We start from the raw sequence: 22,907 nt of genomic DNA on the forward strand, positions 1-22,907 counted from the left end.
TGCGGAGAAAAACCGGTCCAATGACCGTCATGCACCGACTGATCACCCTGGTTGCGCTGCTTGGCCTGTTCCTGGCGTTGCCCGCGCGTGCGCAATCGATCCTGCGCGATGCGGAGACGGAGGCGCTGCTGAACGAAATGTCGCGGCCGCTGGTCGAAAAGGCCGGGCTGGATCCGCGCAATTTCCAGATCGTGCTGATCAACGATCCGTCGATCAACGCCTTTGTCGCGGGTGGCCAGGCGGTCTATGTCCATACAGGCCTGATCGACAAGGCGGAAAGCGCCAACGAGGTGCAGGGCGTCATCGCCCATGAAATCGGCCATATCATCGGCGGGCACGTTCCGCTGCGCGATCGCGGTGCGGCACCCGCCACGGGCATTTCGATCCTGAGCCTGGTGCTGGGCATCGCGGCGATGGCGGCGGGGGCGGGCGAGGCGGGGGCGGGCATCCTGGCCGCCGGGCAGCAGGCGGCGATGAGCAGCTATCTGGGGTTCAGCCGCACGCAGGAAAGCTCTGCCGATGCCGCCGGTGCCCGGTTGCTGCGCGATGCGAACATCAGCGGCAAGGGGTTCCTGTCCTTTTTCAAGAAGCTGCAGAATACCGAGTACCGGCTCGCGATCCCGCAGGACAACAGCTACAACCGGACGCACCCGCTGTCGGGCGAGCGCATCGCCAATCTGACGGCGGATGTGGAAGCATCGCCCGCTTTCGCCCGACCGCCGAACAGCGACATGGAGCGGCGGTTCAAGCTGGTGCAGGCGAAACTGCGCGGTTACGTCAACCTGCCCGAAGACACGCTGCGCGCCTATCCGACCAGCAACCGGACCGAGATTGCGGATTATGCCCGCGCCTATGCCTGGCACAAATCGGGTTATCCGCAACAGGCGCGCGATGCGACCCAGGCCCTGGTCGGACGGGAACCGGACAATGCCTATTTCCTTGAATTGCAGGGGCAGATCCTGCTGGAATCTGGCAAGCCGCAAGAGGCGCTCGCTCCGCTGCGGCGGGCGGTTCAGCTGACCAACAGCCAGCCGCTGATCGCAACCACACTGGGCCATGCGCTGATCGCGACCGAGGACCGGGACAATCTGGACGAGGCGGAGCGGGTGCTGCGCGCCGCCGTCAATCGGGATCGTCAAAACCCCTTTGCCTGGTTTCAGCTGGGGACGGTGTATGAGCGCAAGGGCGACCGGGCACGCACCGCGCTGGCAACGGCGGAACGCGCGCTGATGATGCGCGAACCGGGGCTGGCGCTGGCTAGCGCCCAGACCGCGCTTGGCCTGTTGCCCCAGGGATCGGGCGAATGGCTGCGTGCGCAGGATATCGTCATGGTATCCCAGAACCTTATGGCCGAGGATCGCGGCCGCAGGCGGAATTGAGGACAGGCAATGGCGAATGAACGGGGCGGCGCTCCGATGTGGCTGGTGGCGCTGGTCGGGCTGGGCTCGGCAATCGTCGGGGGCGGGGTCGTTGCCGGTGCCGACCGGATGATCGGCGGCGGCAGCGGCGGCGGGGATGCGATCCGCGATTACCTGTACGCCAATCCCGAAGTGCTGCCCGAAGCGATGGACCGGCTGCGCTCGCGGGAAACGGCGAAGATCGTCGATGCCAATGCGGACAAGCTGACCAAGCCGTTCGACGGGGCATGGGCGGGCAATCCGCAGGGCGACGTAACCGTCGTTGCATTCATGGATTATGCCTGTGGCTATTGCCGGGCCAGCCTGCCCTCGGTCGAGCGGCTGCTCGCCGAGGACAAGGGCGTCCGCATCGTCTACCGCGAACTGCCGATCCTGTCGGACACCAGCCGCGCCGCGGCCGGATGGTCGCTTGCCGCCGCCGAGCAGGGCAAGTTCAAGGCGTTTCACGACCGGCTGTTCGCCGCCGGGCAGCTCTCGCCCGCGACGCTTGAGGCAACGATCGCCGCCACCGGCCTCGACCGGGCACGTGCCGAAAGCGTCATGGCATCCCAGCGGATCGACCGGGAGATCGCCGGGAACCTCGATCTGATCCGCGACCTTGGCGCCAACGGCACGCCGACCTGGGTGATCGGGAACCAGGTGATCAACGGCGCCGTCCCCTATGAGGCGATGAAGGCCGCAGTCGACAAGGCGCGCCAGAAAAGCTGACCCTTCGCCATTGCGGCACGGATGGGCAGGCCCCATGTTTCGGTGCACGGGACAAGGGGCAATAGCAGCATAATGGATTCCATCCTGTCGTTGCGCGGGGTCGGCAAAACCTATGCCGGCGGGTTCACCGCGCTGAAATCGGTCGATCTGGACATCCGGCGGGGCGAGATATTCGCGCTGCTCGGCCCCAATGGCGCGGGCAAGACGACGCTGATTTCGATGATCTGCGGCATCGTCACGCCCAGCGGCGGGACCATCCTGGTCGATGGCAGGGACGCGATCCGCGACTGGCGCGCCGCGCGCGAACGCATCGGACTGGTGCCGCAGGAATTGTCGGTCGACATGTTCGAAAAGGTGGAGGCGACCGTCCGGTTCAGCCGCGGCCTGTTCGGCAAGGCACCGGACGAGGCCTATATCAGCGAAATCCTGGCCGATCTGTCGCTGGCCGACAAACGCAAGTCGAAGATCATGGAACTGTCCGGCGGCATGAAGCGCCGCGTGCTGATCGCCAAGGCGCTGGCCCATGAACCGGACATCCTGTTCCTGGACGAACCCACGGCCGGGGTCGATGTCTCGCTGCGCAAGGATATGTGGCGGCTGATCGGAAGGCTGCGCGAGCGCGGCACGACCATCATCCTGACGACCCACTATATCGAAGAGGCCGAGGAGATGGCCGACCGGGTGGGGGTCATCAACAAGGGCGAATTGCTGCTGGTCGAGGAAAAGTCAGCGCTGATGCAGAAGCTGGGCAAGCGCGAACTGGCGGTGACCCTGGCCGAGCCGTTGGCGGCGATCCCCGGCGAACTGGCCGATTGGCCCCTTGAACTGGCCGAGGAGGGCAGCTTGCTCAGATACAGGTTCGATGGGCAGGCGGAACGCACGGGCGTGCCGTCGCTGCTTCGGGCGATGACCGATGCCGGCATCGGCTTTACCGATCTGGAAACCAGCAAATCATCGCTGGAGGATATTTTCGTCGATCTGGTCGAACAGGGGAAGCACTGACATGGCGATCGCCAATCCGCGCGGCGTGCTTGCCATCTACCGCTTCGAGATGAACCGGGCGCTGCGCACGCTCTGGCAGAGCCTGGTCACGCCGGTGCTGACCACGTCGCTGTATTTCATCGTGTTCGGCGGCGCGATCGGCAGCCGGATGAACGGTGTGGGCGGCGTCGATTACGGCGCGTTCATCGTGCCCGGCCTCATCATGCTGACCCTGTTGACGCAGAGCATCCTGAATGCGTCGTTCGGCATCTATTTCCCGAAGTTCACCGGCACCGTCTATGAACTGTTGTCGGCGCCGGTATCGGCGGTGGAACTGGTGATCGGATATGTCGGCGCAGCGGCAACCAAGTCGGTGGCGATCGGGCTGATCATCCTGGTGACATCGACCCTGTTCGTCGATCTGCGAATCGAACATCCGGTAGCGATGATCGCGTTCCTGCTGCTGACGGCGATCAGTTTTTCGATGTTCGGGTTCATCATCGGCATCTGGGCCAAGAATTTCGAGCAGCTGAATTTCGTACCCGCGCTGCTGGTCACGCCGCTGACCTTCCTTGGCGGTGCGTTCTATTCGATCGACATGCTGCCCCAGCCATGGCGGACGGTCAGCCTGTTCAACCCGGTCGTCTATCTGGTCAGCGGGTTCCGCTGGAGCTTTTTCGGGCAGGGGGACGTGCCGATCGTCGCCAGCCTGGGCTTCACCGCCGCGTTCCTGGCGCTTTGCCTGGGAATCATCGCCTGGATGTTCCGGACGGGATACCGGCTGAAGAACTGATTGCGTCGGGTCGTGCTCCTGCGAAAGCAGGAGCCCAGAGTGATGCAGGACATGGCATGGTGCTCTGGGTTCCCGCTTGCGCGGGAACAAGGGGGTAATCCTCACCCCATCCGGTGTTCGCCCTTGACCCAGCGGACGGTGCCGCTGCTGGCCCGCATCACCACGCTTTCCGTGACCAGCTTGCCATTGATCCGCTTGACCCCGTCCAGAAGCGACCCGTCCGTCACGCCGGTCGCAGCAAAGATGCAATCGCCCTTTGCCAGGTCCTTCAGGTCATAGACCTTGTCCAGATCGGTGATGCCCCATTTGCGGGCGCGTGCCCGTTCGTCCTCGGTGCGGAACACCAGCCGTCCCTTGAACTGGCCGCCGACGCAGCGGAGCGCCGCCGCCGCCAGCACGCCCTCCGGCGCGCCGCCCTGGCCCATATACAGGTCGATATTGGTTTCGGGATCCGCCACCGCGATCACCGCCGCCACATCGCCATCGGGGATCAGCATGACCCCGCATCCGCAGGCGCGAAGCTCGGCGATCAGCTTTTCATGGCGCGGTCGATCGAGCACGCAGATGTTGAGGTCGCCGGGCTTCACCCCGCGCGCGGCGGCGACTGCGTTCACATTCTCGGTCGGCGATTTCGCCAGGTCGATGGTGCCGGGCGGCAGTCCGGGGCCGCACGCGATCTTGTCCATATAGACGTCGGGCGCGTTGAGCAGGCCGCCTTCCTCCGCGATCGCCAGCACCGCCAGCGCGTTCGGCCCCGCCTTGGCGGTGATCGTCGTTCCTTCCAATGGATCGAGCGCGATGTCGATGCGCGGTCCTTTGCCCGGCGCATTGCCGACCTTTTCCCCGATGAACAGCATCGGCGCCTCGTCCCGCTCGCCCTCGCCGATCACGACGGTGCCATCCATGTAGAGGTCGTTCAGCGCCTCGCGCATCGCCTCGACCGCTGCCGCGTCAGCGGCCTTTTCATCGCCGCGACCGACCAGCCGTGCCGCAGAGATCGCGGCCGCCTCGGTCACGCGGACCATTTCGAGGACGAGAACGCGATCGAGTACGGAGCTGGCGACGGGCATGATCGGACGGTTCCCCTGAATACCTATGCACTGGCGCGATAGGCGAGGGGCCGCGGCTTGTCGAGCGGTCAGCGCGATGGCTGCCACATTTCCGCCCGGATGGGGGGAGAGCATCTGCACCGGGAGCGAAAGGGGGGCGCGATGATGGTCATGGCGATGGCGATGGCGTTGGCGATGCTGGCCCAGCCCCAGCCCCAGCCAGTCGTGCAGTCGGATGCCGACACCCTGCTCGCCGCGCACCGGCAACGCACGAGCGCGCGGGTGCCGTGCTCGACGACTGCGGATGAAGGGGAAACCATCGTCTGTGCCCGTCGCGGGGCGGACCGCGACCGGGTACCGCTGATCACCTATGACATGGGCGATCCCCGTCGGCCCGACGCGCTTGGCGAGCGGGAACGGCTGATCGCGCAGCGCACCCCGTGTCAGGAAATGGGCCCTTACCTGGTCGGGTGCGGGCATGTCGGCGTGACGGTCAGCAGCCGGACGGGGCTGACGGGCGCGCGGATGCGGCCGCTGGCCCCCTGACCCCCTTCGGTCAAGCCAGGATGTGCATCCACATCGGCTGGCCGATGATGCTTGGGCTGCCCGTCAGCTTGTCCAGCGCATGGGCGACGGCGCGTTCCGGGCCGTCATGGGTGACGATGACCACCAGCACGCTGCCGTCGCTGGCCGCGCCGCGCTGGATCAGGCTTTCGATGGAAACACCGGCATCGCGCATGGCTGCGGCGATTTCAGCGAGCACGCCCACTTTGTCCGCGACGGTCAGGCGCAGATAGGCGCGGCCACGGCGTTCGCCTGCCGCTTCCGGCTCTGCAGCCGCCAGCGCATCGGCGGGCATGGCATAGGGCGGGCCATATTCACCGCGTGCGATGTCGATCAGGTCGGCGACGACCGCGCTGGCGGTCGGGCCCTCGCCCGCGCCGCGCCCCTGGAACAAGAGCGGGCCGACGAAATTGCCCTCCGCCATTACTGCGTTCAGCGATCCGGTGACATGCGCCAGCGGATGATCCATCGGCACCAGATGCGGGTGAACCCGCTGGAACAGGCCGTGCGATCCGGCCTCTGCAATTCCGATCAGCCGGATGCGATATCCAAGCGCCGCTGCCTCGGCGATGTCGGCGGCGATGACATGGCGGATGCCGCCGATGGCGACATCGTTAAAAGCGGGGCGCGTGCCGAATGCCAGCGCGGACAGGATCGACAGCTTGTGCGCCGCGTCCACCCCGTCGATGTCGAAGCTGGGGTCCGCCTCTGCAAAGCCGAGCCGCTGCGCCTCGGCCAGCACCTCCGCAAAATCGCGGCCCTCCGCCTCCATCTTGGACAGGATGAAGTTGCAGGTGCCGTTCAGGATGCCCGCCACGCGGGTCAGTTCATTGGCGGCCGCGCCCTCGCGCAGCCCCTTGATGACCGGTACGCCGCCTGCGACCGCCGCCTCGAACTTCAGCGGAACCGATGCGGATTCGGCGGCGCGGGCCAGCTCCAGCCCGTGATGCGCGATCATCGCCTTGTTGGCGGTCACCAGCCCCTTGCCACCGCCCAGCGTCGCGCGGGCCAGAGCCAGCGCCGGTCCGTCCGATCCGCCGACCAGCTCGACAACCACATCGACATCGGCATGACGGGCCAGATCGACGGGATCGTCCATCCAGTCGAACCGGGCAATGTCGACGCCCCGATCCTTGTTCCGGTCGCGGGCGGAAACCGCCACCACCTCGATCCGGCGACCGGCGCGACGGGAAATCAGTCCGGCATTGGTATCGATCAGGCGAATGACGCCCGCGCCCACCGTACCCAGTCCCGCAATCGCCACCCGCAAGCTGTCGCCCATCTTACCCTCGATCATTCCATGGTCGTGGGGCGACTAGCCGCGAAAGCAGGGGGCGTCCAGCTTCGCGCAGCTTTGCACGCCCATACCGGCGGTTATGCGAAATCTTGTTACGCGGCGCGGGCCAGCGCTTCGCCCATGAGACTGTTCGGGCCGGCATCGGCGATGCGCACGGTCACGATGTCGCCGATGGCATGATCGCCCGCGATCACCACCGATTGCAGCCAGGGCGATTTGCCCAGCATCTGGCCGGGATATTTGCCGATGCGCTCGATGAGGACGTCGCAGGTCCGGCCAACCGTCGCCCGGTTGAACGCCATCTGATCGCGGTTCAGCGCCGCCTGAAGCCGTTGCAGGCGATCGTCCATCACCTCCGGCGCAACCTGATCGTCCATCGTCGCGGCGGGCGTGCCGGGGCGGGGGGAGTATTTGAAGCTGAAACACTGCGCATAGCCGACGGCATCGACCAGGCTGAGCGTATCGGCGAACTCCGCTTCGGTTTCGCCGGGAAATCCGACGATGAAATCGCCGGACAGGGCGATGTCGGGCCGGACGGCACGCACGCGGTCGAGGATGCGCAAATAGCTGTCGCGGTCGTGGCTGCGGTTCATCGCGCGCAGGATACGGTCGTTGCCCGATTGCACCGGCAGATGCAGGAAGGGCATCAGTTGCGGCAGATCGCGGTGCGCGGCGATCAGGCCGTCGGTCATGTCGTTGGGATGGCTGGTGGTATAGCGGATGCGCGCCAGGCCGGGGATGGCGGCCAGGGCCTCGGCCAGCTTTTCCAGCCCGCGCCCGTCCGCATCGCGCCAGGCATTGACGTTCTGGCCCAGGAGCGTGATTTCCCGCGCGCCGGCGTCCACCAGCGACTTCGCCTCATCGACGATCGCGGCGAACGGGCGGCTGACCTCTGCCCCGCGCGTATAGGGCACGACGCAATAGGTGCAGAATTTGTCGCACCCTTCCTGCACCGTCAGGAATGCCGAGGGGCCGACTTTTCGCCGCGCCGGCAAGGCCGCGAACTTGAGTTCGGGCGGCATGTCGGTGTCGAGTGCCAGCCCCTTTTCCGCCGCATCGCTGACCAGTGCGGGCAGGTTGTGATAGGCTTGCGGCCCGACCACCACGTCGACCTTTGCCCGACGCGCAATCTCCTCGCCCTCCGCCTGGGCGACGCAGCCGGCCACCGCGATCATCGGCTTGCGCCCGTTCTTTCGCAGGCGGCCGATTTCCGAATAGACCTTTTCCGTCGCCTTTTCGCGGATATGACAGGTGTTCAGGATCACCAGGTCGGCATCGGTGGCATCGGCGGCAGAGAGGCCCTGTTCGGCCATCAGTTCGGCCATGCGCTCGCCGTCATAGACGTTCATCTGGCAGCCGAACGACTTGACGGCATAGGTTTTGGGCGCGGGTTTCATGATGGCGGCCGCTATAGGCGAGGCGGCAGAGGGGCGCAAATCGGCTGGCACCGCAGCAAGCGGGATCGGGACATACCCGGGCGCACCCTAAACCGGTTCTGCGGGCGGCGTGCCCTCTCCCTTGTACCGCACCGCCTCGACGATATGGGCGAACGGGCGGGGCGGCTGGCCGAGCAGGCTGGTCAGGCGTTCCTCGATCCGGCGGCGGCTTTCGGCGGCGATCGCCTTTCGGCCCGGAAAGTCGTTGGGGTCGAAGGGTTCCAGATAATGCAGCGCAACGGTAAAGCTGCCCCGGCGTGACAACAGGCGGCGGGCGTTGTTCAGTCCGCCTTCCTGCCCGATCCAACCGATCTCTTCACCAACATCTCCGTAGAACAGCACGACCGGCTGAACCATCACGCCCGGTGGCGGCGGCTCCAGCACGCGGAGCATCGGCGTCTTGAACGGCAGCAGGGACCGGTTGTCGGTCGTCGTGCCTTCGGGAAACACCGTGATCGACCAGTTGTCGGCCAGGGCGCCGCGCAGCGTGTTGATCTGTTCGGCCACCCCCATCCGGTTCTCGCGCTTGACATAGACCGTGCGGTTGAGCCCGGCGAGCCAGCCGACCACCGGTGCGCTGGCCAGTTCGGCCTTGGCGACGAACGCCGTGCCGCTGGCCCCGCCGAGCGCAAGGATGTCGATCCACGATACGTGATTGGCGACGAAGAACACGTCGCGGCGCAGCGGCGTACCGACGGTATCGACCCGCGCCCCGCAAATCCGCGCCGCCAGTCCCAGAAACAGCTTTGGCCAGGGGGAGGTGAGCCGAACCAGGCGGAACAGGTAATGCAACGGCACGCACAGGATCAGGGCAAGCAACAGGCCGGTCGCTCGGGCGATGATGCGGACCCGACCGATGGTATCGACCGGCGTCGCTTCACCCGCAATCGCCCGGTCGCGTAGTTCGGCTGGGGTCATCGCCGCTGCGGCTCAAACCTTGCGGTCGAGCGCGACGCCGTAGAGTTCCATCCGGTGATCGACCAGCCGAAAGCCGAGCCGTTCGGCGATCTGTTTCTGGAGCAATTCGATTTCGGGATCGACAAATTCGATCACCCTGCCGGTTTCAACGTCGATCAGATGATCGTGATGGGTTTCGGGCGCGGGTTCGTAGCGTGCCCGGCCGTCGCCAAATTCGTGCCTGTCGAGGATACCCGCCTCTTCGAACAAGCGGACGGTGCGATAGACCGTGGCGATGGAGATGCCGCTGTCGATGGCGGATGCGCGCTCATAGACCTTTTCGACGTCCGGATGATCGTCGGCTTCGGACAGGACGCGGGCGATGACGCGCCGTTGTTCGGTGATGCGCAGCCCCTTTTCGTGGCACAGTGCTTCCAGGTCGATCTTACGGGGCATCGCCGGTTCCTTGTCCTTCGCTTGTGTCGTGTAGTCACTCCGGCGCTCGGAAAAAAGAGGGGTGCCGCGGCATTGGCTGCCGGGCACCCCCTTTTCCGGTCTGGTGACGATGGATCAGCGGCCAGTCTTGCGACGCTGGGTACCCAGTCCGATCTTCTTGGCCAGGCTGCGCCGCTGTTCGGCATAGTTGGGCGCGACCATCGGGTAATCCGCAGGCAGGTTCCATTTGGCCCGATACTGTTCCGGCGTCATCTGATAATGCGTCATCAGGTGCCGCTTCAGCATCTTGAGCTTCTTACCGTCCTCAAGGCAGACGATATAGTCGGGCTTGATCGACGCGCGCACCGAAACCGCCGGCTCCTGCTTGACCTCCGGTTCGGGGACTACCGTGCCCAGCGAAGCCAGCGCATTGTGAACATTGTGAATGATCAGCGGCAGGTCCGACACCGCAACGCTGTTGTTGCTGACATGAGCGGCCACGATATCCGCGGTCAACGTCACTAGCGTTTCGTTGATTTCGACGGTTCCAGACATGATGTTTCCTTTCGACCCGATGCTCGTTGTTCTTTACTCGACAACGGCGCTCTATCGGTCCGTTTCGGATCAAACGCAAGTGCATTCGCCGCGGACCAATGCGGGTCATTCGAAGCGCAGGCTATAGCTATGCGCATCGTATAATTGGCGATCGACCCCCCGATAATAACCTGGCCGAACACCGGACTGCACGAAGCCGACCCGCCGATACAAAGCAATTGCTGGATTGTTAGCGCGAACTTCAAGATGAAGATGATGAACACCATGCATTCTACATTCGTCAATGACGCTGCGAAGTAATGCCCCGCCGATCCCGCGTTTGCGGGCGGCGGGATCGACCGCAAGCAGCAGCAATTCGGCTTCGTCCAGAATGCGCCGGGTCAGGGCAAAGCCAATCGCCGCGCCCTCCGCCGCCGCCAAGACAAGCGCGACGCCGGGCAGAGCGAGCATTCCGCCGACCTGCGCCTGCGTCCATGCCTCGCCAAAGCGCGGGTCGAACGCGGCACGCATGATGCGGTCGACGCCCGCAAGGTGCGTGGCGTTGCCGGAGAGCAATTGAACCGTGGCAATCCGCGTCACCGCGCCGCGACCTTGGCATCGGGTGCGCGGCCATAGATGGGCCGGGGTGCAAGATCGCGGAAGGCAGGCGGCAAATGCATGGCCCCGGCGGCATCGGGCAGGGCGTCCAGCGCATCCAGTGCCGGGTTCAGGGCCAGCAGCCGCGCCACGCCGCTGCCGACCAGTGGCAGGGTGTCGGCATATGCCAGTGCAGGTTCGGGCGGCAGCGACTGCAGCTCGTCCATTGCCAGCAGGGGGGCCCGGTCGAACCGCTGGACGAACACCTCGCCGTGCCCACCCTCAAGCACCACTGCGACTAGGCCATTGCCCGGCGCACTGGCGGCGATCAATGCCAGCGAAGAATATCCGCGCACCGGCACGCCCCAGCCGATCCCAAGGCCGATTGCCGCAGCCAGTCCCACCCGGACCCCGGTAAAGCTGCCCGGGCCGCAATCGACGAGCACCCGGTCGGCGCGACCGGCGCCCGGCAGCGCGGCGATCATCGGCACCAGCCGTTCGGCATGGCCACGGCCGACGACAGCATGGTCATGGGCAATCAGCGAGTCTCCGTCGAACAGCGCGACGGAACAGGCAGCGGTGGCGGTATCGATGACAAGCGTTTTCACGCCGCCGTCGTCAGTCGATCCGGTTGAACTTGTCAAATGCCGGACGCGGGCTGCGGTCGAAAATCGTCGACGGATCGCCGACGCCCAGCGTCGAGATAAAGTTGGCGGTCACGCCGGGCTGATCGGCAAAGAACGTCGCATTCAGCTTGTCGGCGTCGAACCCCGACATCGGGCCGGTATCCAGGCCGATCGCCCGCGCCGCCAGGATGAAATAGGCACCCTGCAGCGAGGAATTGCGCATCGCGCTGATCCGCCGTGCCTCGACCTTGTCATCGCCCGCGAACCAGCTTTTCGCATCGGTATGGGGGAACAGCCAGGGCAGTTCGTCGTGGAAGTTTTCGTCCATGCCGATGATGACGCTGGCCGGCGCGGCGCGGATCTTGTCCGGATTGCTGCCGGTCGCGCAATCGGCCAGCCGGTCCTTTGCCGACTGGCTGAGGCACCAGACGAAGCGGGCGGGCTGCTGGTTGGCCGATGTCGGCCCCATCTTGAGCAGATCGTAGATCGCATGGACGTGATCCGGCGTCACCGGCGCGTCGGTAAAGCCATTATAAGTGCGTGCGGTGCGGAACAGCGTGTCGAGCGCAGCGTCGTCGAGCGGCTTGCCCATCGGCATTCTCCCAGGATGGCGTTGAACAGGGCGCGGGATCAGACCTCGCGGACCTCGGTCACTTCGGGCACATAATATTTCAGCAGCTGCTCGATGCCGTTCTTCAGCGTCGCGGTGGACGACGGGCAGCCGGAACAGGCACCCTGCATCTGCAGGAACACCTTACCCTCCTTGAACCCGCGATAGACGATGTCGCCGCCGTCATTGGCGACGGCAGGGCGGACGCGGGTGTCGATCAGGTCGCGGATCTGGGCCACGATTTCGGCGTCGGCGGGATCGTCGGCAACCGCCTCTTCCTCCGACGGTACCGCGATGCCCGCCGCCGATCCGGGGGCGAACAGGGGCATGCCGGCCGAGAAGTGATCGAGCAGGATGTTCAGCACATCGGGCTTCACATCCGACCAGGATGCGCCGGGCGCGATCGACACCGATACGAAGTCGCGGCCGAAGAACACGCCGGTCACGTCCCCCAGTCCGAAGATCGCCTCTGCCAGCGGGGACGCCACAGCTTCCTCCGGGCTAGCGAAGTCGCGGGTCCCGGCATCCATCACGGTGCGGCCCGGCAGGAACTTCAAGGTTGCGGGATTGGGTGTCGGTTCGGTTTCGATCAGCATGGTGCGCATGTGGGCCGCTCGCGCTGTCGGATCAACCGGGATCGGCAAAAAGCTGACGCAAGGCGCGGCGGGTGTCGGCTTCACTGGCCGTTCAGGTTAAAGCCAGCTAGGCTTGGTTCATGAACCTGATCCAGCGTTTGCCGCGTCTGTTGGCGCTTGGCGCCGTCCTTTGTGCACCCGTGGCGGGCCTTGCCCAGACCCAGCCAGCCCCCTCTGCCCCGCCCGCAGCGGCGGCGCCCGCTGCGACGGACGACATACCGTGGCTGTTCAAGGGCAGCGACATTCCGCCCGACCGGTCCTGGACCTTTGGCGTATTGTCGAACGGCGTGCGCTATGCCGTGCGCAACAACGGGGTGCCGCCGCAACAGGTTTCGGTGCGCGTTGCCATCGATGCGGGGTCGTTGATGGAACGCGATCACGAACGCGGCTTTGCGCATCTGCTGGAACATCTGTCGGTGCGCGGGTCCGAGCATGTGCCGGACGGCGAATCCAAGCGGGTATGGCAGCGGCTGGGCGTGACCTTTGGCGCGGACAGCAATGCATCGACCAGTTTCACCCAGACGATCTACAAACTGGATCTGCCGGCCGCGACGCCGCAGGGGCTAGACGACAGTATGCGCATCCTGGCGGGCATGATGACCGGCCCGGTGCTGACCCAGGCTGCGCTGGATGCCGAACGGCCAGTCGTGCTGGCCGAGCTGCGCGAGCGGCCGGGCGCGCAGGTCCGCCTGTCGGATGCCAGCCGCGAGCATCTGTTCCAGGGTCAGCCCATCGCCAACCGGTCGCCCATCGGCACGGTCGAGACGTTGCAGGGGGCGACGGCCGAAACCGTCGCCGAGTTCCATCGCCGCTGGTACCGGCCCGAACGCGCGGTGGTGATCGTGGTCGGCGACGCCGAACCGGCGGTGCTGGAAGCGGCAGTGAAGAAGCATTTTTCCGCCTGGACCGCCGATGGCCCGCCGCCGCCCGAGCCGGATTTCGGCAAGCCCCGCGCCGACGGACCGGAAGTGCGCGTGGTCAGCGAGGCCGCGCTGCCGTCGATCCTGTCCTATGGCTATGTTCGCCCATGGGCGATCGAGGCGGATACGATCCTGTTCAACCAGGAACGGATGATCGACTGGCTGGCGGTTCAGGTGCTGAACCGGCGGCTCGAATCGCGGGCGCGAGCCGGGGGCAGCTTCATCAGCGCGCAGGCGTCGCTGGACGATGTGTCGCGTTCGGCAAATGTCACCAGCCTGCAGATCCTGCCGCTGGGCAGTGACTGGCAGGCCGCGCTGCGCGACGTGCGGACAGCGGTGGCCGAATTGATCGCCGTGCCCCCAACCCAGGCCGAAATCGATCAGGAGGTGGCCGTATTCCGGTCCAGCCTGGAAACCGCCGTGGCGACGCAGCGGGTGGAGGCGGGTGCGCGCATCGCGGACAATATGGCCGATGCGGTCGGCATCCGCGAAACGGTGGCCGGCCCGGACATGTCGCTGGAAATCTTCAAGGGCGCGGTGGACAAGGGCTTTTTCGTGCCCGAACGGATCAAGGCGTCGCTTGAACGGCTGATGCAGGGGACGGCGCGTCGGGCATTGATCAACGCGCCGCAGGGCGGGGCCGATATCGGCAACCAGCTGGCAGCCGCACTGGATGCGCCCGTGGTGGTGCCGACCACCCAGAGCGAGCGTCGGACGGTCAGTTTCGATGCGTTGCCCGCGCTCGGCAAGCCGGGGACGGTGGCCGAACGGCGCACGGTGTTGACCGACCCGGCCATCGAACAGGTGGATTACCGCAACGGCACCCGGATGCTGTTGTTTCCGAACGATGCCGAAACCGGCAAGGTTTATGTCAAGATGCGGTTCGGGCGAGGACGCCAGGCGTTGCCGCCGGGCCGCGAAAGCGCCGCCTGGGCCGCTTCGCTGGCGCTGCTTCCGGGCGGCATCGGCGACCTGTCGCAGGACGAACTGGACCGGATGACCGCCGGCCGCCAGATCGGCATGAGCTTTTCGGTCGAGGACGATGCCTTTGTCCTGAGCGGTCAGACGACGCCGGCCGATCTGCGCGATCAATTGCGGCTGATGACGGCAAAGCTGGCCAAGCCGGCCTGGGACCCGCGCCCGGTGGAACGCGCCCGGGCCGTGGCGCTGGCGGGTTACGACACCCGCGACCTGTCGCCCGATGCCGTGCTGTCGGCACAGCTCGACCGGCTGATGATGAACGGCGATCCCCGCTGGGGTCAGCCGGATCGGGCAACGATCGAGGCGACGACGCCCGCTGCGTTCCGCAAGCTGTGGGAGCCATTGCTGGCTGCCGGACCGATCGAGGTGCAGATTTTCGGTGACGTGCCCCGCGAAACCGCCGTGGCCCTGGTTGCCGAAACCGTGGGTGCGCTGCCCAAGCGGCGCGCGGCGCGCGGTTCGGATCAGAACATCCGGTTTGCCGCGCCCAATGCGGAGCCGATGACCCTGGTCCATCGCGGGCAGCCGGATCAGGCCGCAGCGGTCATCGCCTGGCCGACGGGCGGCGGGGTGGCGGGGATCGCCGAAAGCCGCAAGCTGGAGCTGCTCGCGGCGATCTTCCGCGACCGGTTGTTGGACCAGCTGCGGTCGCAGGCGGGGATCAGCTATACCCCGAATGTCGGCAATCAATGGCCCGTGGGCCTGCCCGCCGGCGGATCGATGCTGGCGATCGGCCAGGTGCCGCCCGACAAGACGGCGTTCTTTTTCGAGCTGGCCAGCGGCATTGCCGCCGATTTGGTGGCCAAGCCCGTCGAAGCCGACGAGTTCCGCCGGGCGATCGTGCCGACCCTCCAGCTGATCTCGCGCTATGCCAGCGGCAACATGTTCTGGATGCAGCAGACCGAAGGCGGAACCCAGGAACCGGCGCGGCTGGCGGCCGTCGATTCGCTGATCGACGATTTCACGCGCACGACGCCGCAGGAGCTGCAGGGACTGGCGGCGAAATATCTGGTGCCGGAACGCGCATGGAAGCTGCAGGTGGTGCCGCAGGGTGCGAATGCCACGGCCCAGCAGGGCCGCTGAACGCGCAAAAGAAAACGGGGGCGGCGCGTCAGTCCCGCGCCGCCCCCGATGAAGCGTTGGTCAGGACGGGCCGATCAGCCCTTGGGCGTCAGCTTTAGCAGCCGTCCCTGCGAGCCGCGGCCGCCATCTTCCAGCACGAACAGCTCGCCCTTCGGCCCCTGTTCCACTTCGCGGATGCGCGCGCCCATGTCCCACTGATTGCCCTTGGTCGCATCGGTGCCGTTGACCTTCACATGCACCAGCGCCTGTGACGACAGGCCCCCGATGAACAGGTCGCCCTGATAATCCGGGAACATGGCCCCCGAATAGACGATCAGGCCACCGGGCGAGATCACCGGGTTCCAGACGACCTTCGGCTTCTCGAATTCGGGCCGGGTCGAATGGTCGGGAATGTCGCGGCCGTCATAATGGTCGCCGTCGGACACGATGGGATAACCATAGTTGCGACCGGGCAGGACCAGATTGACCTCGTCACCGCCCTTTGGCCCCATTTCCTGTTCCCACAGATTGCCCGCACCGTCGAAGGCGATTCCGAGCAGGTTGCGGTGCCCATAGGACCAGATGGCGGGATGGAACCCCTTTGCCGTCAGACCGGGATCGCCCGCCGGGCTGCCATCGTCCTTCAGCCGCAGCACCTTGCCCAGCGTCGCTTTCGGATCCTGCGCCGGATCGAACTGCTGCCGCTCGCCATTGGTGAAGAACAGATGCCCGTCGGGGGCAAAGGCGATGCGGCCCGAATAATGGCCGCTGCCTTCGACGAACGGATTGGCGGTAAAGATGGTCTGGACGCTGTCCAGCTTGGCGGCCGGCCCGTCGATGAACTTGCCGCGCGCCAGCGACACCGCCTTGCCGCCGGGGCCGCCGCCCGAATAGCTGAGATAGACCATGCCGTTTTCGGCGAACTTGGGATGCAGGACAACATCCATCAGGCCGCCCTGACCCTCTGCATCCACATCCATCTTGATCAGCTGGGTCTTGGTCTTGCCATCGGCGGACAGCAGCATCAGCGCGCCCTGCTTTTCGGTGACCAGGGCCCGGCCATCCGGCAGGAACGTCATCGCCCATGGCGCATCGAAATCCGCGACCTCAGTGATGGTGAAGGCATCGGCGGCCTTGCCCGTGGACGGGCTGTTCTGTGCCACCGCATCGCTCAGCGCGCCACAGGCGGCAAGCAGGGTCGCAGTCGATGCGAGCAGGGACAGGCGCGAGAGGATCATGGCAATTCCTTTGCTAACAGGCCGGACGGCGTCGATCATTCACAACCTGTGTGGGGCTGAAACGATCCATCCGCAACCGGCCGATCAGAGGGTAAAGCGCGGCGCTTGATTCGCAGGACCGTTCGGCGTATAGCGGCAGTGCTTTCTCGACATTTGAACCATGACGAGGTCGGGCCCAACCGGGTCCGGCGCCAAAGCTGCTTGGATAACTCGACCGGAGTGCCGATGGCCGATCTTGCCGCCCTGACCCAGATTATCGAGCCGGAGGCGCGTGCGCTCGGCCTGGCCCTGGTCCGCGTCAAGATGTATGGCGGCACGTCCGATCCCACATTGCAGGTAATGGCCGAACGGCCGGATACCCGCCAGTTGACGATCGACGACTGCGCCACCCTGTCGCGCCGCATTTCGGATGCGATGGACGCGCTGGAGGCGGCAGGCCGCGATCCGATCGATCATGCCTATCGGCTGGAGGTTTCCTCGCCCGGCATCGACCGGCCGCTCACCCGGATCGGCGATTTCGCCGACTGGGCGGGGCACGAGGCGCGGATCACGCTGGCCGAAAAGCTGGACGGCCGCAAACAGTTCAAGGGCGATCTGACCGGCGTCGACGGCGACCGGGTCGGCATCGTCGATCCGCAGGGCGTGCAGCATTGGCTGCCCTTTGCGATGGTCGAGGATGCCAAGCTGGTCATGACCGACCGGCTGATCGCTGCAACCCAACCCCTTTCGGCCAATGGTGCCGATACGATTATCGAAGAAGAGGTCTGACGATGGTCACTGCCGTTACTGCCAACCGCGCCGAATTGATCGCCATCGCCGATGCCGTTGCGCGCGAAAAGCTGATCGACAAGGCGATCGTGATCGAGGCGCTGGAAGAAGCGATCCAGCGGGCGGCAAAGACCCGCTATGGCGCGGAAAACGACATCCGGGCCAAGCTGGACCCCCAGACCGGCGACCTGCGCCTGTGGCGCGTCGTCGAAGTGGTCGAGGCGGTCGACGATTTCTTCAAGCAGGTCGATGTCGCCAGCGCACAGAAGCTGCAGAAAGGCGCGGTCGTCGGCGACTATATCGTCGATCCGCTGCCCCCCATCGAATTCGGCCGCATTCAGGCCCAGGCATCGAAGCAGATCATCTTTCAGAAGGTCCGCGATGCCGAGCGCGAGCGCCAGTTCGAGGAATTCAAGGACCGCCAGGGCGAGATCATCACCGGCGTCGTCAAGCGCGTCGAGTTCGGCCATGTCGTCGTCGATCTGGGCCGCGCCGAAGGCGTGATCCGCCGCGACCAGCAGATCCCGCGCGAAGTCGTCCGCGTGAACGACCGGGTGCGGTCGATCATCCTGAACGTCCGCCGCGAAAATCGCGGGCCGCAGATTTTCCTGAGCCGCGCGCATCCCGATTTCATGAAGAAGCTGTTCGCGCAGGAAGTGCCCGAAATCTATGACGGCATCATCGAGATCAAGGCAGCCGCCCGCGATCCGGGCAGCCGGGCAAAGATCGGCGTCATCAGCAATGATTCCAGCATCGATCCGGTCGGCGCCTGTGTCGGCATGAAGGGCAGCCGCGTGCAGGCGGTGGTGCAGGAAATGCAGGGCGAAAAGATCGACATCATCCCCTGGTCGCCCGACACCGCGACCTTCGTCGTCAACGCGCTGCAGCCGGCCAATGTCGCCCGCGTCGTCATCGACGAGGAAGAGGACCGGATCGAGGTGGTGGTGCCCGACGACCAGCTGTCGCTGGCGATCGGTCGTCGCGGCCAGAACGTCCGACTGGCCAGCCAGCTGACCGGCAAGGCCATCGACATCCTGACCGAAACCGACGCCAGCGAAAAGCGCCAGCAGGAGTTTGTCGAGCGTTCGGCGATGTTCGAAAAGGAGCTGGACGTCGACGAGACGCTGGCCCAGCTGTTGGTGGCCGAAGGCTTCACCGAGCTGGAGGAAGTCGCCTATGTCGAGCTGGACGAGCTGGCTGGCATCGAAGGGTTCGACGAGGAACTCGGCCAGGAATTGCAGAGCCGCGCCCAGGAGGCGCTGGACCGGCGCGAGGAAGCCAATCGCGAGGCGCGTCGCGCCCTGGGGGTCGAGGACGCGCTGGCCGAGCTGCCCTACCTGACCGAGGCCATGCTGGTGACGCTGGGCAAGGCCGGTATCAGGACGCTGGACGACCTGGCCGATCTGGCCACCGACGAACTGGTCGCCAAGAAGCGGGCCGAGCCGCGTCGCCGGGGCAATGATGCGCCCGCGCCGCAGCGGGCGGAGGACAAGGGCGGCGTGCTGGCCGAATATGGCCTGAGCGAGGAACAGGGCAACGAGATCATCATGGCCGCGCGCGCGCATTGGTTCGCCGATGAGGACGCGGCTGAAGCTCAGGAGGACGCAGTTGCGGAATCCGAGCAATGATCACGCGGGCTTAGACAGCACCGAACAGCGGCCGTCGCGGGGGGCAACCCTCGCGATGCGGACCTGTGTCCTTACCCGGACGGAAGCGCCGCAGGATCAGCTGATCCGGCTGGCGCTGTCGCCGGATGGCGAGGTGCTGCCCGACATTCGCGCCAAGGCGCCGGGGCGGGGTGCGTGGATCGGCGTCGATCATCCGGCGCTGGCCGAGGCGATTGCGCGCGGGAAGCTGCGCGGTGCGCTGGCGCGAGCGTTCAAGACCAATATACTGACCATCCCGGACGACCTTGCCGACCAGGTAGCGGATCGGCTGCGACAGGCCGCGCTCGACCGGCTGGGGCTGGAAGCGCGGGCGGGCACCGTGTTGACCGGATCGGAAAAGATCGCTGCGGAGGCCCGCTCGGGAAAGTTGACGCTGCTGCTTCATGCCGCCGATGCCGCCGACGACGGCGCGGCGAAGCTGGCCCAGGCATGGCGGGTTGGCATGGGTGAGGAGGGGGGTGGCCGCCGGGGGCTGACATTACCGGTCGGACGTCCCATATTGTCCGCAGCGCTGGGCCGCGAAAATGTGGTCCATATCGGGGTCGTCGATCCTGGTGCTGGCAGGCGGGTATTCGGCGCTATCGAACGCTGGCTGCGATTTATCGGACCCGCACCCAATGCCTAACCTTGCGAAAGCGCCTCGCAAGAGGCATTCGGCTGTCGGCGGCTGACGAAACGAATTGAAAAGACGGACGGGCCGATCCCGTCCGACATGGGAAATCAGAGTAACCGGATGAGCGATACCGACAACGACAAGCCGAAACTGGGCGCACGCGCGCCGCTGGGTCTGAAGCGCACGGTGGAAACGGGCAAGGTGAAGCAGAGCTTCAGCCATGGCCGGTCGAACACCGTCGTCGTGGAGGTCAAGCGGCGCCGGGTGATCGGTCGTCCGGGTGAAGAGGCACCGCAGCAAACCGCCCCGCAGCCGGCAGCCCCACCGCCTCCGCCGCCGCCACCTCCGCCGCCCCCGTCGCGGGCACCGGCCGGCGAAACCGCGCAGGAACGCCAGGCGCGCATGCTGCGCGAGGCAGAGGAACAGCGCATGACCGCGCTGGAGGAAGCGCGCCGGCGCGAGGAGCGCGAGCGTCAGGAAGCGATCGAGGAAGAGCGGCGTCGTGCAGAGGCAAAGGCCCGCGCAGAAGCCGAAGCGGCCGCCGCGCCGCCCGAGGCCGACGTGGCCGCTGCGCCCGAACCCGCATCCCCGCCCGCCCCGGCACCGGTGGCGGCCCCGACCCCGGCACCTGCTCCGGAGCCGGTCGTCGAGTTGCGGCTGGACCCCGGCCTGCCCGCTCCGCGCCGCTTTACGCCGGTCCAGCGACCGGAAATCCCGAAGCGCGAAGAGCAGCGCCCGGCAGCGGCGACGGTAGATGCCGCCGCGCCCGCCGCAGCGCCGACTTCGCCCGCCGGCCCGGTCAACCGTGGTGGCCCCGCCCCGGCGCCGAAGCGTGCCGAGCCGCCGGCCAAGCAGCCGTCGCGCGGTCGCCAGGGCGATGATCGCCGTCAGTCGGGCAAGCTGACCGTCAACCGTGCGCTTGGCGGCGACGAAGGTGCGCGTGCGCGGAGCCTGGCCGCGCTGAAGCGGGCGCGCGAGAAGGAAAAGCGGTCGCACATGGGCGGCAGCGGCCAGCCCCGTGAAAAGCAGGTCCGCGATGTTGTGGTGCCGGAAACGATCACGGTCCAGGAACTGGCCAACCGCATGGCCGAAAAGGGCGCGGACCTCGTCAAGACCCTGTTTAAGATGGGTTCGCCCGTCACCATGACGCAGACGATCGATCAAGACACGGCCGAATTGCTGGTGACCGAATTCGGCCACAACATCGTTCGCGTCAGCGACGCCGATATCGATCTGGTCCAGAACATGGTTCCCGATGACGAGGGGACGCAATTGCCGCGCCCTGCGGTCGTCACGATCATGGGCCATGTCGATCACGGCAAGACGTCGCTGCTCGACGCGCTGCGCGGGACCGATGTGGTCAAGGGCGAAGCCGGCGGCATCACCCAGCATATCGGCGCCTATCAGGTGACGTTGAAGGACAAGTCGAAGATCACCTTCCTCGACACGCCGGGCCATGAGGCGTTCACGGAGATGCGGGCACGCGGTGCCAATGTTACCGACATCGTCGTGCTGGTGGTGGCGGCCAATGACGGGCTGATGCCGCAGACGATCGAGGCGATCAACCACACCAAGGCGGCCGGCGTGCCGATGATCGTGGCGATCAACAAGGTCGATCTGGACAGTGCCAATCCCCAGCGTGTGCGCGAGCGCCTGCTGGAGCATGAGGTGATGGTCGAGGCGATGGGCGGCGAGACCCAGGATGTCGAGGTATCCGCGCTGAAGAAGACCGGGTTGGACGACCTGATCGAGAAGATCCAGCTTCAGGCGGAACTGCTCGAATTGCGTGCCAACCCTGACCGCGATGCCGAGGGTACGGTGGTCGAGGCCAAGCTGGACAAGGGCCGCGGGCCGGTTGCGACCATTTTGGTCAATCGCGGTACGCTGAAAGTCGGCGACATCTTTGTCGTCGGTGCCGAAAGCGGCAAGGTGCGCGCGCTGGTCGACGACAAGGGGCGGCAGATCAAGGAAGCCGGGCCGTCCGTGCCTGTGGAGGTGCTGGGCCTGTCCGGCGTGCCGATGGCCGGCGACCTGTTGCAGGTCGTTGAGAACGAGGCGCGCGCCCGCGAGGTCGCGGCGTACCGCGCCGGCGTCATTCAGCAGAAGCGCACGACCCAGGCCCCGGCCAGCCTGGAATCGATGTTCAGCGCGCTGAAGGACAAGCAGGCGATGGAATATCCGCTTGTCGTCAAGGCGGATACGCAAGGTACTGTCGAGGCGATCGTTGCCGCGATCAACAAGATCAGCACCGACGACATCAAGGCGCGGGTGCTGCATTCGGGCGTCGGCGGCATCACCGAAAGCGACGTGACGCTGGCGGCCGCCAGCGGTGCGCCGATCATCGGCTTCAACGTCCGCCCGAACGCCAAGGCACGGGAGATCGCCGAGCGCCAGAAGGTCGCGTTCAAATATTATGACGTGATCTATGACCTGACCGACGAAATCCGCGCCGGGATGGCGGGTCAGCTTGGCCCGGAAGCGTTCGAAACGGTCGTCGGCCGCGCCGAAATCCGCGAGGTGTTTTCGGCAGGCAAGCATGGCAAGGCCGCTGGTCTGCTGGTGGTCGATGGTGCGATCCGCAAGGCGCTCAAGGCCCGCATCACGCGGGACGACGTCATCATCTATCAGGGCGAGATCGCTTCGCTGCGCCGGTTCAAGGACGATGTGGCGGAAGTGCGCGCGGGTCTGGAATGCGGTGTGACGTTCAGCCAGAACTTCACCGACATCAAGCCGGGCGATTTCCTGGAAACGTTCGAAGTGGAACTGCGCGAACGGACGCTTTGAGCGGCCCTATACAAGACGAGCAAAAAGGGGCGGTCCGGGAACGGGCCGCCCCTTTTCTGCGTCAGTCTGCGCAACCGCAATGGCAGTTTGCCGGGCACAAATGGCGGTCAGCGGTCGGGAATGATGGATTGTTCCGGCGGCGGGCGGGGTTGGTGGAGCTGAGGGGAATCGAACCCCTGACCTCTGCAGTGCGATTGCAGCGCTCTCCCATCTGAGCTACAGCCCCGCACCCGCCCGGCACCGCCGGAAGGCGCTCCCCTTAGCCAGCTCAACCGGCCAATGCAACGGACATTT

At 65.9% G+C, this 22,907-nt stretch carries 21 protein-coding genes and 1 tRNA gene; 10 read left to right on the top strand and 12 right to left on the bottom strand.

Going from position 1 to position 22,907, the window contains the following annotated elements; genetic code table 11:
* Positions 1–20: 20 nt before the first annotated feature.
* The 4 genes from ACPVPU_RS04295 to ACPVPU_RS04310 all read left to right on the top strand — a co-directional run bounded on the left by ACPVPU_RS04295 (position 21) and on the right by ACPVPU_RS04310 (position 3,900).
* Positions 21–1,379 (top strand): M48 family metalloprotease, encoded by a 1,359-nt coding sequence (locus ACPVPU_RS04295; protein WP_448659746.1) that lies wholly within the window; start codon positions 21–23, stop codon positions 1,377–1,379.
* Between the two features lie 9 nt (positions 1,380–1,388).
* Positions 1,389–2,126: a DsbA family protein gene (locus ACPVPU_RS04300; protein ID WP_448659748.1), complete on the top strand. Its 738-nt coding sequence runs from the start codon at positions 1,389–1,391 to the stop codon at positions 2,124–2,126.
* Positions 2,127–2,198: 72 nt separating this feature from the next.
* Positions 2,199–3,128, top strand: a complete 930-nt coding sequence (locus ACPVPU_RS04305; RefSeq protein WP_448659750.1) for an ABC transporter ATP-binding protein — start codon at positions 2,199–2,201, stop codon at positions 3,126–3,128.
* A 1-nt stretch (position 3,129) separates the two neighbouring features.
* Positions 3,130–3,900, top strand: a complete 771-nt coding sequence (locus tag ACPVPU_RS04310) for an ABC transporter permease (RefSeq protein WP_448659752.1) — start codon at positions 3,130–3,132, stop codon at positions 3,898–3,900.
* A gap of 101 nt (positions 3,901–4,001) precedes the next feature.
* Here ACPVPU_RS04310 and glpX read toward each other — a convergent pair whose 3' ends face one another.
* Positions 4,002–4,970 (bottom strand): class II fructose-bisphosphatase, encoded by a 969-nt coding sequence (glpX, locus tag ACPVPU_RS04315; RefSeq protein ID WP_448659754.1) that lies wholly within the window; start codon positions 4,968–4,970, stop codon positions 4,002–4,004.
* A gap of 141 nt (positions 4,971–5,111) precedes the next feature.
* On the opposite strand from glpX, the gene ACPVPU_RS04320 reads away from it, so the two are divergent.
* Positions 5,112–5,495 carry a hypothetical protein gene (locus ACPVPU_RS04320; RefSeq protein ID WP_448659755.1) on the top strand — a complete coding sequence of 128 codons (384 nt, stop codon included), beginning with the start codon at positions 5,112–5,114 and terminating at the stop codon, positions 5,493–5,495.
* A gap of 10 nt (positions 5,496–5,505) precedes the next feature.
* Here the strand turns inward: ACPVPU_RS04320 and ACPVPU_RS04325 are convergent, their stop codons facing one another.
* The 9 genes from ACPVPU_RS04325 to ACPVPU_RS04365 form a co-directional block, all read right to left on the bottom strand.
* Entirely contained in the window at positions 5,506–6,795 is a 1,290-nt protein-coding gene (locus tag ACPVPU_RS04325) for a homoserine dehydrogenase (protein ID WP_448660411.1), read from the bottom strand.
* A 107-nt stretch (positions 6,796–6,902) separates the two neighbouring features.
* On the bottom strand, positions 6,903–8,207 hold the full coding sequence (miaB, locus tag ACPVPU_RS04330; RefSeq protein WP_448659756.1) for a tRNA (N6-isopentenyl adenosine(37)-C2)-methylthiotransferase MiaB: 1,305 nt from the start codon (positions 8,205–8,207) through the stop codon (positions 6,903–6,905).
* An 87-nt stretch (positions 8,208–8,294) separates the two neighbouring features.
* Positions 8,295–9,164, bottom strand: a complete 870-nt coding sequence (locus ACPVPU_RS04335) for a lysophospholipid acyltransferase family protein (RefSeq protein WP_448659757.1) — start codon at positions 9,162–9,164, stop codon at positions 8,295–8,297.
* 12 nt (positions 9,165–9,176) lie between these two features.
* A complete protein-coding gene (locus tag ACPVPU_RS04340; RefSeq protein ID WP_448659758.1) occupies positions 9,177–9,599 on the bottom strand; it encodes a Fur family transcriptional regulator in 423 nt (140 codons plus the stop codon).
* A gap of 114 nt (positions 9,600–9,713) precedes the next feature.
* On the bottom strand, positions 9,714–10,133 hold the full coding sequence (locus ACPVPU_RS04345; protein ID WP_448659759.1) for a MucR family transcriptional regulator: 420 nt from the start codon (positions 10,131–10,133) through the stop codon (positions 9,714–9,716).
* Between the two features lie 105 nt (positions 10,134–10,238).
* Positions 10,239–10,712, bottom strand: coding sequence for a ribosomal protein S18-alanine N-acetyltransferase (gene rimI, locus ACPVPU_RS04350; protein ID WP_448659760.1), 474 nt, complete (start codon positions 10,710–10,712; stop codon positions 10,239–10,241).
* Entirely contained in the window at positions 10,709–11,317 is a 609-nt protein-coding gene (gene tsaB, locus ACPVPU_RS04355) for a tRNA (adenosine(37)-N6)-threonylcarbamoyltransferase complex dimerization subunit type 1 TsaB (RefSeq protein WP_448659761.1), read from the bottom strand. Before tsaB ends, rimI begins: the two co-directional genes overlap by 4 nt.
* 10 nt (positions 11,318–11,327) lie before the next feature.
* Positions 11,328–11,927 (bottom strand): malonic semialdehyde reductase, encoded by a 600-nt coding sequence (locus ACPVPU_RS04360; RefSeq protein WP_448660412.1) that lies wholly within the window; start codon positions 11,925–11,927, stop codon positions 11,328–11,330.
* Between the two features lie 38 nt (positions 11,928–11,965).
* Positions 11,966–12,541, bottom strand: coding sequence for a NifU family protein (locus tag ACPVPU_RS04365; RefSeq protein WP_448660413.1), 576 nt, complete (start codon positions 12,539–12,541; stop codon positions 11,966–11,968).
* 119 nt (positions 12,542–12,660) lie between these two features.
* Here ACPVPU_RS04365 and ACPVPU_RS04370 point away from each other — a divergent pair, with 119 nt between their 5' ends.
* Positions 12,661–15,564 carry a M16 family metallopeptidase gene (locus ACPVPU_RS04370; RefSeq protein ID WP_448659762.1) on the top strand — a complete coding sequence of 968 codons (2,904 nt, stop codon included), beginning with the start codon at positions 12,661–12,663 and terminating at the stop codon, positions 15,562–15,564.
* A 74-nt stretch (positions 15,565–15,638) separates the two neighbouring features.
* On the opposite strand, the gene ACPVPU_RS04375 is transcribed toward ACPVPU_RS04370, so the two are convergent.
* Positions 15,639–16,781, bottom strand: a complete 1,143-nt coding sequence (locus ACPVPU_RS04375) for a PQQ-dependent sugar dehydrogenase (RefSeq protein ID WP_448659763.1) — start codon at positions 16,779–16,781, stop codon at positions 15,639–15,641.
* Positions 16,782–17,006: 225 nt separating this feature from the next.
* On the opposite strand from ACPVPU_RS04375, the gene rimP reads away from it, so the two are divergent.
* From rimP to infB, 4 genes are all read left to right on the top strand, one after another.
* On the top strand, positions 17,007–17,549 hold the full coding sequence (rimP, locus tag ACPVPU_RS04380; RefSeq protein ID WP_448659764.1) for a ribosome maturation protein RimP: 543 nt from the start codon (positions 17,007–17,009) through the stop codon (positions 17,547–17,549).
* A 2-nt stretch (positions 17,550–17,551) separates the two neighbouring features.
* Entirely contained in the window at positions 17,552–19,177 is a 1,626-nt protein-coding gene (gene nusA / locus ACPVPU_RS04385) for a transcription termination factor NusA (protein ID WP_448659765.1), read from the top strand.
* A gap of 55 nt (positions 19,178–19,232) precedes the next feature.
* Positions 19,233–19,841, top strand: a complete 609-nt coding sequence (locus tag ACPVPU_RS04390) for a DUF448 domain-containing protein (protein ID WP_448659766.1) — start codon at positions 19,233–19,235, stop codon at positions 19,839–19,841.
* A 108-nt stretch (positions 19,842–19,949) separates the two neighbouring features.
* Positions 19,950–22,613 (top strand): translation initiation factor IF-2, encoded by a 2,664-nt coding sequence (gene infB / locus ACPVPU_RS04395; protein WP_448659767.1) that lies wholly within the window; start codon positions 19,950–19,952, stop codon positions 22,611–22,613.
* Between the two features lie 150 nt (positions 22,614–22,763).
* Here infB and ACPVPU_RS04400 read toward each other — a convergent pair.
* Positions 22,764–22,839 (bottom strand) — tRNA-Ala (locus tag ACPVPU_RS04400).
* Positions 22,840–22,907: the final 68 nt, after the last annotated feature.

Source organism: Sphingomonas paludis, from assembly GCF_053502515.1.